The organism is Roseateles hydrophilus, assembly GCF_026712245.1.
Classification (GTDB): domain Bacteria; phylum Pseudomonadota; class Gammaproteobacteria; order Burkholderiales; family Burkholderiaceae_C; genus Pelomonas; species Pelomonas hydrophilus.
Genome location: NZ_JAPPUY010000001.1, coordinates 1,343,920 through 1,359,448, shown reverse-complemented (window position 1 = coordinate 1,359,448; position 15,529 = coordinate 1,343,920). Strand labels below are relative to the sequence as shown.

Here is a 15,529-nt window from a genome sequence, read left to right as displayed (position 1 = left end):
ACCCTCGAGTTGGGCACAACAAGCAATGACCGTTCTGATCCTGGAGCCGCTGGAGGCCGATGTCGTGCAGTGGCTGGCCGAGCGGCACGACGCGCGTTTCGCGCCCGAGCTCGTCGGCGACCACGAGGCGCTGGCCGATGCGCTGCAACACGCGCGGGCGCTGGTGGCGCCGCCGGGCGTGCGGGTCGATGCGGAGTTGCTGCACGGGGCCCGGGTGCTGCGCGCCATCGGCCGCGCCAGTGGTGGTGCCGAGAACATCGACATGGAGGCCTGCCGCAAGGCGGGCGTGGAGGTGGTGCGCTCACAGGCATCCACGGCCAGCGCCGAGGCGGAGTTCGTGATCGGCGCGCTGCTCAGCCTGCTCAGGCGCCTGCCGGTGGAAGGCAGCGATGGCCTGCGGGTCGGCCGTGAATTGGGCTGTGCCACGGTGGGTCTGCTGGGCCTGACGCCGACGGCCCAGGTGTTGACGCAGCTGCTGCAGGCCTTCGGCACGCGGGTGATCGGCTACGACCCGGCGGCCCATCCCAGTGATTCGACCTGGCTGCGCTGGGGCATCGAGGCGGTCAGCCTCAGCGAGCTGATGGAGCAGAGCGACGGCCTGGTGTTGCTGCTGCCGTACTTCGAGCGCTTCCGTGGCCTGGTGGGCGAGCGGCAGTTGGAGATCGCCAAGCCCGAGCAGGTGCTGGTGGGCGTGAGCCAGTCCAGCCTCGTCAACGAGGTGGCGCTGATGCAGGCGCTGCGCAGCGGGCGCTTGCGGGCCGCGTGGTTCGACAGCCTGGAACCGGGCTGGCTGGAGGGCGGGCGGCCATTGAATGGGCTGGCCAACCTGCAGGTCACGCCGCGCGTGGCCGGCACGACGCGCGAGTCGCGCGTGCGTGCGGCTTGGGCCGTGGCCCGGGCCATCGACGAGCTGCTGATGCCGCCACGCAGCCGCACGGCGGCGGCACCGCCGCCGGCGGTGGACTACTACCGCGCTTAGGCCGGCAGCCGGGCCAGCTGCTCGCGCAGGCGGGCGACGGTTTCCTTGAAGCCGGCCACGCGAGCGCGCTCCTGCTCCACAACGGCGGCGGGCGCGCGGGCGACGAAGCTCTCGTTGCCGAGCTTGGCCTCGGCCTTGGTGATCTCGCCTTCCAGGCGCGTGGCCTCCTTGGTCAGGCGGGCGCGCTCGGCCTCGACGTCGATCTCCACCTTCAGCGCCAGCTTGGCCGCGCCATGCACCAGCACGGGTGCCGTGGCGCTCTGCTTCGTGAACTCAGCCTCGTCGGCGATGAGCTCGACGCTGCTCAGCTTGGCCAGCACCTTCAGCACGGCGGCGGCTTCGGACAGGAAGGACAGGTCGCCGCCCACCAGCAGCGGCACGCGCTCGGCCGGGCTCAGCGCCATCTCGCTGCGCAGGCTGCGCGTGGTGCCGACGACTTCCTTCAGCTGCGCCATCCAGGCGTCGGCCGCCGCGTCGATGCGCTCGGGCTGGGCGACGGGGTAGGGCGCCTGGCCGAGGTAGTCCACGGTCTTGCGGGCGGCCACCGGCGCCACGGTCTGCCACAGCTCTTCGGTGATGAAGGGGGCAATCGGGTGCAGCAGGCGCAGCGTCGTCTCCAGCACGCGGATCAGCGTGCGGCGCGTGGCGCGCTGCTGCGCCTCATCGCCGGTCTGGATCTGCACCTTGGCGATTTCCAGGTACCAGTCGCAGTACTCGTCCCAGACGAAGCTGTAGATGCTGTTGGCGACGTTGTCCAGGCGGTACTCGGCAAAGCCCTGGGCCACCGCGGCTTCCACGCGCTGCAGCTCGCTGACGATCCAGCGGTCGGCCTGGCTGAACTTGTTGTAGCCCGGCGGGCAGTGGCCTTGCGCTTCGGTCAGGCCGCAGTCCTGGCCCTGGGTGTTCATCAGCACGAAGCGCGTCGCGTTCCAGAGCTTGTTGCAGAAGTTGCGGTAGCCCTCGCAGCGCTTGGTGTCGAAGTTGATGTTGCGGCCGAGGGACGCGTAGCTGGCCATGGTGAAGCGCAGCGCGTCGGCGCCGTAGGCCGGCATGCCTTCCGGGAACTCCTTCTTCACGCGGGCGGCCACCTTGGGTGCCGTCTCGGGCTTGCGCAGGCCGACGGTGGACTTCGCCGTCAGCGTGTCCAGGTCGCAGCCCTGGATCAGGTCGACCGGGTCCAGCACATTGCCTTCGGACTTGCTCATCTTCTGGCCCTGCGAGTCGCGCACCAGGCCGTGGATGTAGACGTCCTTGAACGGCACCTTGCCGGTGAAGTGGGTCGTCATCATGATCATCCGGGCGACCCAGAAGAAGATGATGTCGTAGCCCGTGACGAGCACCGACGACGGCAGGAACAGCTCCTGCTCCAGCGTCTTCTCGGGCCAGCCGAGCGTGGAGAAGGGCACCAGCGCGGACGAGTACCAGGTGTCCAGCACGTCCGGATCGCGGGTGAGTTCACCGGTGTAGCCGGCGGCGGTGGCCTTGGCGCGCGCCTCGTCCTCGCTGCGCGCGACGAACAGCTCGCCGCCCGTGCCGTACCAGGCCGGGATCTGGTGGCCCCACCACAGCTGGCGCGAGATGCACCAGTCCTGCAGGTTGCCCATCCAGTGGTTGTAGGTGTTGACCCACTGCTCAGGGTGGAACTTGACCGCGCCGGTGTCGACGGCGGCAATTGCCTTGTCGGCGATGCTGGTGCCATCGGCGCCGGGCTTGGTGACGGCGACGAACCACTGGTCGGTCAGCATGGGCTCGATGACCTGGCCGGTGCGCTCGCAGCGCGGCACCTGCAGCTTGTGCTTCTTGATCTCGACCATCAGGCCCAGGGCCTCCAGGTCGGCGACGATCTTCTTGCGGGCGACGAAGCGGTCCAGCCCGCGGTAGGCCTCGGGGGCTTGATCGTTGATCCGAGCCTGCAGGTCCAGCACCGAGATCATCGGCAGCTTATGGCGCTGGCCGACGGCGTAGTCGTTGGTGTCGTGCGCCGGCGTGACCTTGACGACGCCGGTGCCGAACTCGCGGTCCACGTAGTCGTCGGCGATGACCGGGATCTCGCGGTCCGTCAGCGGCAGCTTGACGAGCTTGCCGATCAGCGCGGCATAGCGTTCGTCCTCGGGGTGGACCATGACGGCCACGTCGCCCAGCATCGTTTCCGGTCGGGTCGTCGCGACGACCAGCGAGCCTGAGCCGTCGGCCAGTGGGTAGCGGATATGCCACAGCGAGCCGTCCTCCTCTTCGGAGGCCACTTCCAGGTCCGACACGGCGGACTGCAGGATGGGGTCCCAGCTCACCAGGCGCTTGCCACGGTAGATCAGGCCTTCCTCGAACAGGCGCACGAAGGTCTCGACGACGACGCTCGAGAGCTTTTCGTCCATCGTGAAGTACTCGTGGCCCCAGCTCACCGAGTCGCCCAGGCGGCGCATCTGGCTGGTGATGGTGTTGCCGGACTCCTGCTTCCAGTCCCACACGCGGGCGACGAAGTTCTTGCGGCCGAGATCGTGGCGGCTCTGGCCGGCGGCCTGCAGCTGGCGCTCGACGACGATCTGCGTGGCGATGCCGGCGTGGTCGGTGCCCGGAACCCACAGCGTGTTGTGGCCCAGCATGCGGTGGTAGCGCGTCAGCGAGTCCATCACCGTCTGGTTGAAGGCGTGGCCCATGTGCAGCGTGCCCGTCACGTTGGGCGGCGGCAGCTGGATGCTGAACGAGGGCTTGGCCGGGTCCAGGGTCGGCGCGTACAGGCCGGCAGATTCCCACTTCGGGCCCCAATGGGCTTCCAGGGCGGCGGGTTCGAAGGACTTGGCGAGTTCGGTCACGGGCAGGTCTCGGCTGGCGCGCCGCGCGGCGTGCGCGGTGCATGTCTCAGGGGAGGGGAGCCGACGATTTTAAGGGTCGCCCCCGATACAAAACGAAACCCGGCGATACCCCGGCGAGATGTGCCGCGCGGGCCCGAACGCAATCATGACGACCACTCCCACCCTCCCGTGCATCGCCATGAACTTCCTCCGCCGCTGGCAGGCCCAGCGAGAGTTTCGCCACCACTTCGGGCAGGGCCACCGGCTGGGCCGCCACGGCGACGGCTTCGCCCACCTGCTGATGGCCCGCCTGGGCGCGCGTCTCGCGCTGGACGAAGAGCAGACACGCCGGTTGGGCGCCTGGCTGGCGCAGCTGCAGCAGCAGCGTGATGCGTTCCGGCAGCTGGTGCAAGGCCCCGAGCTGGCCGGCTTCCTGGCCCATGAGCAGTTCCCGCGCGAGGCAGCGGCGCAGCTGGTCGACGCGCGGCTGGCGGCACTGGGCGCGGCCGGGCCCGGCCTGGTCAACGCGTTCGCGGAGTTCTTCGAATCGCTCAACGGCGCGCAGCGCCAGGCCCTGCGCAGCACGCTGGGGCCGGCGAGGAGCGCCCGCGCATGAGCGGCACGAACGCCATCGCGGCGCCGCAGCGCTGGCTGCCGCACATCGACCGCAACCGCTGCGAGGGCGCGGGTGATTGCGTCGTGGCCTGTCCGCAGGGCGTGCTGGCGCTGGGCACGCTGGGCCTGTTCGATCGCCGCGCGCTCAGCCTGAGCGGCCAGCTGCGCGGCTGGGCGCACGACTGGCGCCAGGCCTTCGCCGTCCAGCCGCAGGACTGCCATGCCTGTGGCCGCTGCGTCGGCGCCTGCCCCGAGCGCGCGATCACGCTGGTGGCGGCCGACACGAATAATCCGGCCCATGCACCGATTGCTGCTGATTGATGACGATGAGGCGCTGGCCGGGCCGCTGCGGCAGTACCTGGCTCGCTTCGACTTCCAGCTGGAGGCCGTGACGCGGCCCAGCGCCGCGCAGGCCCGGCTGGCCGACGAGCGCTTCGATGCGCTCATCCTGGACGGCATGCTGCCCGAGATGGACGGCTTCGAGTTCTGCAAGCGGTTGCGCGCCGGCGCCGACGCTTGGCGCGACATCCCCATCCTGATGCTGACCGCCCGCGGCGACCTGACCGACCGCGTCGTTGGCCTGGAGCTGGGCGCTGACGATTACCTGCCCAAGCCCTTCGAGCCGCGCGAGCTGGCGGCGCGGCTGCAGACCATCCTGCGCCGCACGCGCCTGGCGGCGCCGGTGGCGCCGGCCCCACCGGCATCGGCCAGCAAGCTGTGCTTCGACGGCCTGGAGATCGACACGACGCGCCGCGAGGTGCGCGGCGCGAGCGGCCTTGTCGAGCTGACCGGCACCGAGTACGAACTGCTGCTGATGCTGGCCCGCGAGCCCGGCCGCGTCTTCTCGCGCGACGACATCCTGAACCGCCTGCGTGGCCAGGAGGCGGAGCTCTACACGCGGGCCGTGGACATCCTCGTGAGCCGGCTGCGCCGCAAGCTGGAGCCGCTGGCGGCGCTGAAGACGCTGCGCAATGCCGGCTACTGCTTTGCGCTGCCGGCGCGCGCCAGGGGCGCCGGAGCGATGACGTGAAGCCGCACCCCTACGACCACCGCTGGCGCGAGCGCTGCGACCGCATGAAGGCCAAGCGCGCGCGGCGCATGAACCGCGACTGGGAATACCGCTGGCGCGTGCGGCACCGGTGGCACCAGCGCTGGCACCACCAGCACAGGCGCTTCAACCATTCCCTGGGCGCACGCTTGATCGCCGTGTTCATCGTGCTGGCCTGCGCGAGTAGCGCCATCCTGTGGTGGTCGGAGGACAGCGCGGCCGGCCTGCTCTGGGCCGTGCCGGCGCTGCTGCTCGTCACGGGCCTGGCCTTCGGTGCCATCCGCCACATGGTGCAGCCGCTGCACGCGCTGGCCCTGGGGGCCGAGGCCTTCCGGCGCGGCGAGTTCTCGCACCGCGTGCCCGTCATCCATGGTGACGAGATCGGCGACCTGGCGCGGCGCTTCAACCAGATGGCCGCCGACATCCAGGCCATGCTGGACGGCAAGCGGGCGCTGCTGCTGGCGCTGAGCCACGAGTTGCGCAGCCCGCTGACGCGGGCCCGGCTGCATGCCGAGATGGTGGATGAGGGCAGCTCGCGGGACGCCTTGCTGGACGAGTTGGCGCAGATGCGCGACCTCATCAGCGCGCTGCTGGAGAGCGAGCGGCTGGGCGTGGGGCACCGCGCGCTGTCGCTGGCGGACTGCGACCTGGCGGCGCTGGCGCGCGAGCAGGCCCAGCCGGGTGTGGCCCTGCACATCGAGGCTGGCCTGCCGCGGCTGAAGCTGGACGGCCTGCGCATGCAGCTGTGCCTGCGCAACCTCGTGCAGAACGCGCTGCGCCACAACGATGCCGCGCTGGGCGAGGTGCAGCTGACGCTGGCCCGCGCGGGCGACGGCGTGCGCCTGACGGTGCGCGATTTCGGGCCTGGCGTGCCGCCGGAGTCGCTGGCGCAGCTGGGCCAGCCCTTCTACCGGCCGGATGCGGCCCGCAGCCGCCACGGCGGCGGCGTGGGGCTGGGGCTGTGCCTGTGCCGGCTGGTGGCCGAGGCGCACGGCAGCCGGCTGGAGTTGCGCAACGTCGGGCCCGGTTTCGAGGCGGCGCTGACGCTGCGCTGATGGTGCCCGCCGGGGGCGGTCACATGAACAAGTGTTCGCCCGCGTTTTGGCTGAGCCGAAACGCGGGCATCGCGCTACGCGCTCGGTGCCCGCTTGCGGCGGTCACATGAACAAATGTTCGCCCGCGTTCTCTCCGCCCAGGATCACGTAGTTCACCTTCTTCAGGTCGGTTAATTGCGTGCCGCCGGCATAGGAGATAGAGCTCTGCAGGTCTTCCTGCATCTCGCGCAGCGTGTCAGCGAAGCGGCCCTTGACCGGCTCCAGGATGCGCTTGCCTTCCACGTGCCGGTACTCGCCCTTGTTGAAGTCGCTGGCCGAGCCGTAGTACTCCTTGTAGCGCTTGCCGTCGACCTCCACCGTCTGGCCTGGGGACTCCTCGTGGCCGGCGAACAGCGAGCCGATCATCACCATGCTGGCGCCGAAGCGCACGCTCTTGGCGATGTCGCCGTGATGGCGGATGCCGCCATCGGCCACGATGGGCTTGGTGGCGACGCGGGCGCACCACTTCAGCGCCGACAGCTGCCAGCCGCCCGTGCCGAAGCCGGTCTTCAGCCGCGTGATGCAGACCTTGCCCGGGCCCACGCCCACCTTGGTGGCGTCGGCGCCCCAGTTTTCCAGGTCGATGACGCCCTCCGGCGTGCCGACGTTGCCGGCGATGACGAAGGTGTCGGGCAGGCGCTGCTTGATGTGGGCAATCATGCGCTGCACGCTCTCGGCATGGCCGTGGGCGATGTCGATGGTCAGGTAGTCGGCGCCCACGCCTTCAGCGGCAAGCTGGTCCACCAGCGCGTAGTCGGCCGGCTTCACGCCCACGCTCAGGGACACGATCAGGCCCTTGCCACGCATGTCGCGGGCGTAGGCCAGGCTGTCCAGGTCAAAGCGGTGCATCACGTAGAAGTGGCCACTGCGGGCCAGCAGTTCCGTGATGGGCTCGTCCACCACCGTCTTCATGTTGGCCGGCACGACCGGCAGCTTGAAGCGGTGCGGGCCGAACTGCACCGAGGTGTCGCAGTCGGCACGGCTGTCCACGCGGCACTTGCGCGGCAGCAGCAGGATGTTGTCGTAGTCGAAGATTTCCATGTTCAAGATCGCAAAGCGGCGTGCGTTGAGGCAGTGCACGACCTGGGCTGCGAGCAGCTTGACTTGCTTCGGCAAGAGGGCGGGCGCCCTCGACGGCCGGGGAGGCCGTCGCGTCGCAGGCTCACTTCGCTGGCGAAGTTAAGGCGCGACGCGCCGGGCCGAAGACAAAATTTGGGCCCGGTGATTGATTCTACGCAGTCTCAGTGGCTGAAGAAGCGGCGGTGGATGCGCCGCGTCGTCCACCAGACGCCCGCCAGCACGAACGGGATGGCCGCGCCCGCTGCGAGCTCCGGCGCCACCGGCAGCCAGCCCTCGGCCTTCAGTGCCTTGAAGAAGTACAGCAGCAGGCTGACGACGTAGTAGGTGATGGCCGCGAGCGACAGCCCCTCCACCGTTGCCTGCATGCGCAGCTGGGTGCGCTGGCCATCGCCCAACTGGGCCAGCAACTGCTGGTTCTGCGCCTCGGTCGCGATATCCACGCGCGTGCGCAGCAGCGCGCTCGCCCGCGAGATGCGCTGCGACAGGCTGGCCAGCCGCTGCGCCGTGGCGCTGACGGTCGCGATGGCGGGTGACAGCCGGCGCTGCATGAACTCGCCCAGCGTCTGCGTGCCCGCCACCTTGCCCTCGTGCAGCTCGGCCAGGCGCGTCTCGACGATGGCGTGGTAGGCCTGCGTGGCACTGAAGCGGTATTGGTGCTCGGCGGTCGCGTGTTCCACGCGCGCGGCAGTGGAGATCAGGTCGTCCAGCAGTTCGGCCTCGGACGCGGCGTGCGCCTGCAGCCGCGCGGTGATGGCGGCCAGCGTGGCCTCCACCTCGGCCAGCGTGCCGCCCAGTGACTTGGCTGCCGGCAGGCCGCGCAGCGCCATCAGCCGGTAGGTCTCCAGTTCCAGAAGGCGCTGGCAGATGCGGCCGGCCCGCGTCTCGGGCGTGCCGGGCTCGGCCAGCACCACGAGGTGCTCGAAGCCGGTGCCGCGCAGCTGGAAGTCGGTCACCACCAGCGAATGTCCGCCCATGGTGGAGGCGACGACCGCGTGCGCACCGAACCAGGCCTGCGCCTCGGCCAGTGCGCTGGGCGCGAAGGTCAGCGCCCGCTCGATCATCACCAGCTTGATGGCCGCGAATGTGCGGCCCGGGATGCGAGCCAGCCACTCGGGCGCCACGCGCAGGGGCAGGGCGTCCAGCGTCTGCGCGCCGGGCTCGGCGTCGGCCGGCAGGGGCTGGACGACGGCGTAGCGCGTGAACTCTGCGTGGCGCTCCCACTTCAGCGAGAAGTCGCCGCAGCGCAGGCGCAGGAAGTTGGCGGCCAGCGCCTCCTCGGGCAGGGCCTGCTGGCCGGGCAGGCGGCGCAGGTGGGCATGCTCGTCGGCACCGCTGATGCCGGCGTTGAGCACGGCCACGTTGACGATGACGGCCGGCAGCCGGATGCGCGCCGGTGGCCGGGCGTGCACTTCGTTGTGCAGCGTCAGGCGCAGCGCGTCGTCGGGAGGAAGCAGGCGGTCTTCGTTCATGGCCCCAGGCTAGTGCGTAGAGAGCGCCCCACTTTGGCTCGATAAAATTTCAGGCTTCGTACATCAGCAGGGCGTCCTCCTCATGCAAGCATCATTCCCGCCGGTCGTCATCTCCGGCACCGGCCTGTACCGCCCGCCGCACGTCATCACCAATGCCGAGCTGGTCGAGGCCTTCAATGCCTACGCCGACCGCCAGAACGCGCTGCACGCCGACGCGATCGCGGCCGGCACGCGGCCGGCCATGACGCATTCCAGCGTCGAGTTCATCGAGAAGGCCTCGGGCATCAAGCAGCGCTACGTCATCGAGAAGGACGGCGTGCTGGACCCGGCGCGCATGTACCCGCGCTTCGCGCCGCGCGGCGACAGCGAGATCTCGCTGATGGCCGAGATCGCCGTCGACGCGGCGAAGCAGGCCCTCGCGCAGGCGGGCAAGACCGGTGCCGACATCGACGCTGTGCTGTGCTCCAGCGCCAACATGCAGCGTGCCTACCCGGCCATGGCCGTCGAGATCCAGCAGGCGCTGGGCGCGGGCGGCTACGGTTTCGACATGAACGTGGCCTGCTCGTCGGCCACCTTCGCGCTGGAGCAGGCCTTCAACGCCGTGCGTACCGGCTCTGCCAAGTGCGTGCTGGTGGTGAACCCCGAGATCACGTCGGCCCACCTGGAATGGCGCGACCGCGACTGCCACTTCATCTTCGGCGACGTCTGCACGGCGCTCATCGTCGAGCGGGCCGACACCGCCACCGGCCCGGACCAGTGGGAAATTCTCGGCACGCAGCTGGCCACGCAGTTCAGCAGCAACATCCGCAACAACTTCGGCTTCATGAACCGCGCCGAGGACCGCGACCCCGACGCGCGTGACCTGACCTTCTACCAAGAGGGTCGCAAGGTCTTCAAGGAAGTGGTGCCGATGGCAGCGGCCCACATCGAGACCCACCTGGGCAAGCTGGACCTGGCCCCGCCCCAGGTGCGCCGCTACTGGCTGCACCAGGCCAACCAGGGCATGAACCAGCTGGTCATCAAGAAGCTGGTGGGCGCCGATGCCGGCAGCGAGATCGCACCGCTGATCCTGGACGAGTACGCCAACACCGCGTCGGCGGGCTCCATCATCGCCTTCCACCACCACCGCGCCGACCTGCAGGCCGGCGATGCGGGCGTGATCTGCTCCTTCGGCGCCGGCTACTCCATCGGCAGCGTCGTCGTCAGAAAGCGCTGAGCGCGGCTCAGCCGGGCAGCTTGAAGCGCGTCACCAGCTCGGCCAGCCGGGCGGACTGCTCCTTCAGGCTTTCGGCCGCCGCAGCGCTCTGTTCCACCAGCGCTGCGTTCTGCTGCGTCATCTGGTCCAGCAGCGTGACGGCCGAGCCCACCTGCTCGATGCCGTCGCTCTGGGAGCTGCTGGCATCGCTGATCTCCGCGATCAGCGCGCTGACCTTGTTGACCTCGTCAACGATGCTGCGCACCGTTTCACCGGCGTGATCGACCTGGGCCGTACCGGCCTCCACGCGTGACACGCTGCTGCCGATCAGGTCCTTGATCTCGTGCGCGGCCGTGGCCGACCGCTGCGCCAGCGCGCGCACCTCCGACGCCACGACCGCGAAGCCCCGACCCTGTTCGCCGGCTCGTGCCGCCTCGACGGCCGCGTTGAGCGCGAGGATGTTGGTCTGGAAGGCAATGCCGTCGATGACGCCGATGATGTCGGCGATGCGGCGGGAACTGGTGGCAATGTCGCCCATCGTGGCAATCACCTCGCTGACCGCCTCGCCGCCGCGCTGCGCAACCAAGGCGGCTGACTGCGCCATCTCGCTGGCGCGGTGGGCGATCTGGGCGTTGTTGCGCACCGTCGTCGTCAGCTCTTCCATCGCCGATGCTGTCTGCTCCAGGCTGCTGGCCTGCTCTTCCGTGCGCTGGCTCAGGCTGGTGTTACCGACAGCGATCTCGGCGGAGCCGGTCGCGATGGAATCTGCGCTGGCGCGCACCTGACCGACGATGTGGGCCAGGCCCATGCCCATCTGTTCCAGCGCAGTGAGCAGTTGGCCGGTTTCATCACGGTCGTGGCCTTCGATGTGGCGGCTCAGGTCGCCCGCCGCGACGCGTTGCATATGGCGAACGGCCCGGTGCAGCGGCAGCGAGATGCTGCGAGCCGTCGCGATGTTCAGGCCCAGCAGCAGGGCAGCGCCCACCAGCGTGGCACCGATGAGCAGTCGCTTGGCGCGCGTTGCCGCGGCGTCGGCATCCGCTTCGCTGGCGCGGGCGTAGGCAGCGATCAGGTCGCTGAGCTCGCCCATCTCCTGCTCCAGCGCCTTGAAGGCTGCCTGGAAGGCCGGCAGCTTGGCTTCGGCGGCAGGCAGTTCGCGGCCGGCCAGCGCGATGACTTCATTGCCGCTGCTGATGTAGGCCGCCAGGCCAGCCTGTGCCTTGGTCACCGCAGCATCGATCTCGCGACTGAGGCTCAAGGATTTGAGCGTCTCCATGTGCGCGCGGAACTCCTGCACATGCTCTGCGGCGTCCTTTTGTACGGCGCTGACTTCATCAGCCTGGCCCTTGACGCCACCGAGCACCGCTCGCAGCACGTCGGCTCGGAGTGCGTCGTGCATCATGTCCGCCTCCAGCTGGGCGCGCAGCGCGTGTTCCGCGCGCACGCCGGCTGCGGCGGCATCCGCCATATCGCCCAGCTCGACATGGCCTACCGCACCGACGAACGCGACGAAGAAGGTGCCCATCAGGCTCAGTGCCATCAGGCGCCTGCGGATGTTGAGGTTCATGCAAGCCTCCTCAGAAGCGGGTGGACAGGCCCACCGTCCATGAGAAATCCGGTGTCTGCGCGGTCAGTCCCCGCGCCACGGCCAGGTCCAGCTGCAGATCGCGGCTGAGCAGGTAGGCCACACCGGCATCCAGCGAGATCACACGCCCGCCGTTGCGTGCGCTGGTGAGCTGCTGCCCGGCCAACTCCACGAACACGCGCGTCTGCTCGGTGAGTGACTTGCCGACCACCGCAGCCAGGATGGCGCCGGTGTAGCGGCGTCCGTCGTCATTGCGGTCGCGATACAGACCGGGCATCACACCGACTGACCAGCCGCCCGCCAGTTCCCACTCGGCGACCATGCGCAGCGACGGGCGCAAGCCCTGGCCCCGGAAGACGCCGGAGCCGCTGTCGACGTCCACGTGCATGAGCCAGGCGATGCCCGGTTTGCCGCGCTCCTCGTCGCCGTCCTGTTGGTGCCATTTCGCACCGACCGACAGGTCTGACCAGCCGCGCTCGCGCACGCTGACACCCGCCTCTGTGGTGTGCTGACGCAGCCGTCCATCGGTTTCCAGCCGCAGCTCCCACTGCGCGCTGACGCCCATGCGCAACAAGGTGGGCGTGCTGGCGGTACGCACACGCATGCCGCCCTGTCGGTCACGGTCCCAGGCGAGGCTTGTCTCCAGCTGCACACGGCCGCGGCCGACAACATCGCTGGATTCGACGAAGTCCGGGCGATCGGTCGCCAGCGGTTCTTCGTCGGCGTGGGCCGTGGCGACAAGTGCCATCAGCCCGGCGGTTAGCACAGAACGGGTCTTCATATCGAGCTCCCTGATTCCATCGCCTGACCGCCGCACTCTAGCCAAGCTGAGGCGGGATGGCGAGCGTTGCGTGTCAGGCCTTGCGCTATCGTGACAACATGAACACGCTGAGCTTCTTCTGGCACGACTACGAAACCTTCGGCCGCGTGCCCCGCCGCGATCGCCCGGCGCAGTTCGCCGGGCTGCGCACCGATGCCGAGCTCAACGAGGTCGGCGAGCCGCTGATGCTGTATTGCCAGCCCGCGCCTGACGCGCTGCCCGACCCCGAGTCCTGCCTGCTGACCGGCATCCTGCCCCAGCACTGCCTGGAGCGCGGTGTGCCCGAGCACGAGTTCGCCGCCGCCATCGAGACGGTGCTGGCGCTGCCGGGCACGGTGGGCGTGGGCTACAACTCCATCCGCTTCGACGACGAGGTGACGCGCCACCTGTTCTGGCGCAACCTCATCGACCCCTATGCCCGTGAATGGCAGAACGGCTGCGGCCGCTGGGACCTGCTGGACGTCGTGCGCTGCGCCTACGCGTTGCGGCCCGACGGCCTGGCGTGGCCGAAGCATGAGGACGGTCGCCCCAGCTTCAAGCTGGAGCACCTGACGGTGGCCAACGGCGTGGCCCACGAGGCTGCGCACGACGCGCTGTCCGACGTGCGCGCGACCGTGGCGCTAGCGCGCAAGCTGCGCCAGGCCCAGCCCAAGCTGTGGGACTTCTGTGTGAAGCTGCGCAACAAGCAGGCTGTGTGGGACGAGATCGGCGTGGGCAAGCCCTTCCTGCATGTGTCCGGCATGTACGGGCCGGATCGTGGCTGCATCGCGCTGGTGTGGCCGTTGGCGCCGCACCCGACGAACAAGAACGAGCTCATCGTGTGGGACTGCGCTGCCGATCCGAGCGAGCTGCTGACGCTGAACGCCGCCGCCATCCGCGAGCGCATGTTCACCAAGCAGGACGCGCTGCCTGAAGGCGTCACGCGCCTGCCGATCAAGACCATCCACGTCAACAAGAGCCCCATCGTCATCAGCAACCTGAAGACGCTGAGCCCGGCGATGGCCGAGCGCTGGGGGCTGGACGTGGAGGCACAGCTGGCTAACGCGCAACTGCTGGCCGCGCAGGGCCGGCTGCTGGATGGCCTGTGGGCCGACGTGTTCCAGCGCGAGCCGTTCGAAGCGGCGGATGTGGACGAGGATCTTTACGGCGGCTTCATCGGCAACGAGGACCGGCGCGCGCTGAACCGCGTGCGCTCGACGCCGCCGGAACAGCTGGCCGAGCGCGCCGCCCAGGGCAAGCTGGCCTTCCAGGATGCGCGGCTGGACGAGCTCGTCTTCCGCTGGCGGGCTCGCAACTTTCCGGCCAGCCTGTCGACCGAGGAGGCCGAGCGCTGGCAGGCCCACTGCGCGGCGAGGCTGCATGAGGGACAAGGTGGCGCGCAGACGCTGGCGGCGTTCATGGAGCGCATCGACCAGCTCGGCGAGACGGCCGAGGACGAGCGCAGCCAGGCCATCCTCGGCGCGCTGTACGACTACGCCGAACAGATCGCGCCCTAGCGCGGGGCCGGCGCGCGCGCGGGCGCGTCAGCGCCGCTGCAGGTATTTGTCGCGCAGCGCGGTCTGCCGGTCGCTGAGTGGCACCTCGCGGCCTTGGACGAACACCTGCTCGATGCGCGTGCTCGGCTCCAGCGGGTCGCCGTCGGCGACGAAGAGGTTGGCCAGCTTGCCCACCTCCAGTGAACCCAGCCGGTCGGCCACGCCCAGGATCTGTGCCGGGTAGAGCGTGACGGCCTTCAGCGCGTCGGCCGGCGACAGCCCGTAGGCCCGCGCATGCGCGGCCTCGAAAGGCAGGTTGCGGGCGTTGGACGAGTCGCGCCCGCCCTCGGCGATGCAGAACTGCACGCCGGCCGCGGCCAGCCGGGCCGGCAGGCTGAAGAGGGCGTCCGGCGGGTCGTCGCGGCGCATGGGCAGGCGCAGCAGGCCGGTGACGATGACCGGCACCTGCCGCTCGCGCAGCGTGTCTGCCACGCGCCAGGCGTCGGCACCGCCGCTGAGGATGAGCTTCAGGCCGTGGCGCGCGGCAAAGTCCAGCGCGAAGCGGATCTGCGCCAGGTCGTCGGCATGCATGACCACCGGCCGGGCCGGCGCGCGGCCCGGTGCGGCGGGCAGCACCGGGCGCATGGCCTCCCAGCGCGTGTCCACGGCCGTGGCCGGGTCGGCCGCGCGGGCCAGCGCGTAGGCCTTGGCGGACTCGAACGCGTCGTCCAGCAGCTTGAGCCTGGCCTCGGTGGAGCGCCGGATCTCGGCCAGCCGGGCCTCGGGCTGGCCGGGGAAGAGGGCGCTGTTCAGCCGCAGGCGCGGCACGACGATGTGCAGCGCGAACTCGGGCGTGAGGGCCATGTCCTGCCAGTTCCAGCCCTCCAGCTGCAGCAGCGCGGAGGTGCCAGCGATCATGCCGTTGCGGCCGGCCTCGGGCACTGACAGCGCCGCGAGCACGCCGCCGCCACGGGTGACGGGCAGCAGCTCGCTGTCGGCGTTGAAGGCCACCAGCGCGCGGGCGTTGGGGTTGAGCGGTCCGGCCTCGCCGGTGTCGGTGGAGGCGGCGACGGCGCGGATCTCCGCCAGCCCCAGGCTGGACTGGGCGGCCACCAGGCCGGGGTAGACATGGCGGCCGCCCAGGTCCAGCGTGCGCGTACCGGGCGGCGCCGGCAGGTCGGCCCCGCCGATGGCACGGATGCGGCCGCCCTCAATGAGCAGGCTGCCACCGGGAATGGCGGGGCCGCTCACCGGGTGCAGCGTGGCATTGCGAAGCAGCAGGGGTTCGCGCTGGGGCGGCGGTGGTGTGTTCGGTGTGGCGTGGGCGGTGAGCGTGGCCCAGGAAACGGCGAGCGCGGTGATGCAGTGGGTGAGCTTCAT

The 15,529-nt window shown here is 69.9% G+C and carries 13 protein-coding genes; 7 read left to right on the top strand and 6 right to left on the bottom strand.

Translation table 11 applies throughout. The features are described from left to right. The first annotated feature begins 25 nt into the window (after positions 1-25). Entirely contained in the window at positions 26-979 is a 954-nt protein-coding gene (locus NYO99_RS06035) for an NAD(P)-dependent oxidoreductase (protein ID WP_268166190.1), read from the top strand. Here NYO99_RS06035 and NYO99_RS06030 read toward each other — a convergent pair. Then, positions 976-3,789, bottom strand: coding sequence for a valine--tRNA ligase (locus NYO99_RS06030; RefSeq protein WP_268166189.1), 2,814 nt, complete (start codon positions 3,787-3,789; stop codon positions 976-978). The two genes, NYO99_RS06035 and NYO99_RS06030, sit on opposite strands and share 4 nt — an antisense overlap. Before the next feature lie 178 nt (positions 3,790-3,967). Here NYO99_RS06030 and NYO99_RS06025 point away from each other — a divergent pair, with 178 nt between their 5' ends. Genes NYO99_RS06025 through NYO99_RS06010 form a run of 4 tightly spaced genes read left to right on the top strand, consistent with a single transcriptional unit; the run spans position 3,968 to position 6,486 of the window. After that, a complete protein-coding gene (locus NYO99_RS06025) occupies positions 3,968-4,384 on the top strand; it encodes a hypothetical protein (RefSeq protein WP_268166188.1) in 417 nt (138 codons plus the stop codon). Continuing rightward, positions 4,381-4,704 carry a 4Fe-4S dicluster domain-containing protein gene (locus NYO99_RS06020; protein ID WP_268166187.1) on the top strand — a complete coding sequence of 108 codons (324 nt, stop codon included), beginning with the start codon at positions 4,381-4,383 and terminating at the stop codon, positions 4,702-4,704. Before NYO99_RS06025 ends, NYO99_RS06020 begins: the two co-directional genes overlap by 4 nt. Next, on the top strand, positions 4,682-5,413 hold the full coding sequence (locus tag NYO99_RS06015) for a response regulator transcription factor (RefSeq protein ID WP_268166186.1): 732 nt from the start codon (positions 4,682-4,684) through the stop codon (positions 5,411-5,413). Before NYO99_RS06020 ends, NYO99_RS06015 begins: the two co-directional genes overlap by 23 nt. Then, positions 5,410-6,486 carry an ATP-binding protein gene (locus NYO99_RS06010; RefSeq protein ID WP_268166185.1) on the top strand — a complete coding sequence of 359 codons (1,077 nt, stop codon included), beginning with the start codon at positions 5,410-5,412 and terminating at the stop codon, positions 6,484-6,486. The genes NYO99_RS06015 and NYO99_RS06010 overlap by 4 nt, the downstream gene beginning before the upstream one ends. A gap of 102 nt (positions 6,487-6,588) precedes the next feature. On the opposite strand, the gene NYO99_RS06005 is transcribed toward NYO99_RS06010, so the two are convergent. Together NYO99_RS06005 and NYO99_RS06000 are read right to left on the bottom strand one after the other, a co-directional pair. Further along, positions 6,589-7,566 carry a GMP reductase gene (locus NYO99_RS06005; RefSeq protein WP_268166471.1) on the bottom strand — a complete coding sequence of 326 codons (978 nt, stop codon included), beginning with the start codon at positions 7,564-7,566 and terminating at the stop codon, positions 6,589-6,591. 200 nt (positions 7,567-7,766) lie between these two features. Beyond that, positions 7,767-9,074: a DUF3422 family protein gene (locus tag NYO99_RS06000; protein WP_268166184.1), complete on the bottom strand. Its 1,308-nt coding sequence runs from the start codon at positions 9,072-9,074 to the stop codon at positions 7,767-7,769. Positions 9,075-9,156: 82 nt separating this feature from the next. On the opposite strand from NYO99_RS06000, the gene NYO99_RS05995 reads away from it, so the two are divergent. Then, positions 9,157-10,290, top strand: a complete 1,134-nt coding sequence (locus NYO99_RS05995) for a beta-ketoacyl-ACP synthase III (protein ID WP_268166183.1) — start codon at positions 9,157-9,159, stop codon at positions 10,288-10,290. A 7-nt stretch (positions 10,291-10,297) separates the two neighbouring features. On the opposite strand, the gene NYO99_RS05990 is transcribed toward NYO99_RS05995, so the two are convergent. Further along, complete coding sequence (locus tag NYO99_RS05990; RefSeq protein ID WP_268166182.1) at positions 10,298-11,836, bottom strand: methyl-accepting chemotaxis protein; 1,539 nt, start codon at positions 11,834-11,836, stop codon at positions 10,298-10,300. Between the two features lie 10 nt (positions 11,837-11,846). Beyond that, positions 11,847-12,635 (bottom strand): transporter, encoded by a 789-nt coding sequence (locus NYO99_RS05985; protein ID WP_268166180.1) that lies wholly within the window; start codon positions 12,633-12,635, stop codon positions 11,847-11,849. Between the two features lie 98 nt (positions 12,636-12,733). Between NYO99_RS05985 and sbcB the strand changes: the two genes are divergently transcribed. Beyond that, entirely contained in the window at positions 12,734-14,170 is a 1,437-nt protein-coding gene (gene sbcB, locus NYO99_RS05980) for an exodeoxyribonuclease I (protein ID WP_268166179.1), read from the top strand. A gap of 27 nt (positions 14,171-14,197) precedes the next feature. Here sbcB and NYO99_RS05975 read toward each other — a convergent pair whose 3' ends face one another. Then, positions 14,198-15,529, bottom strand: coding sequence for an amidohydrolase family protein (locus NYO99_RS05975; RefSeq protein WP_268166178.1), 1,332 nt, complete (start codon positions 15,527-15,529; stop codon positions 14,198-14,200).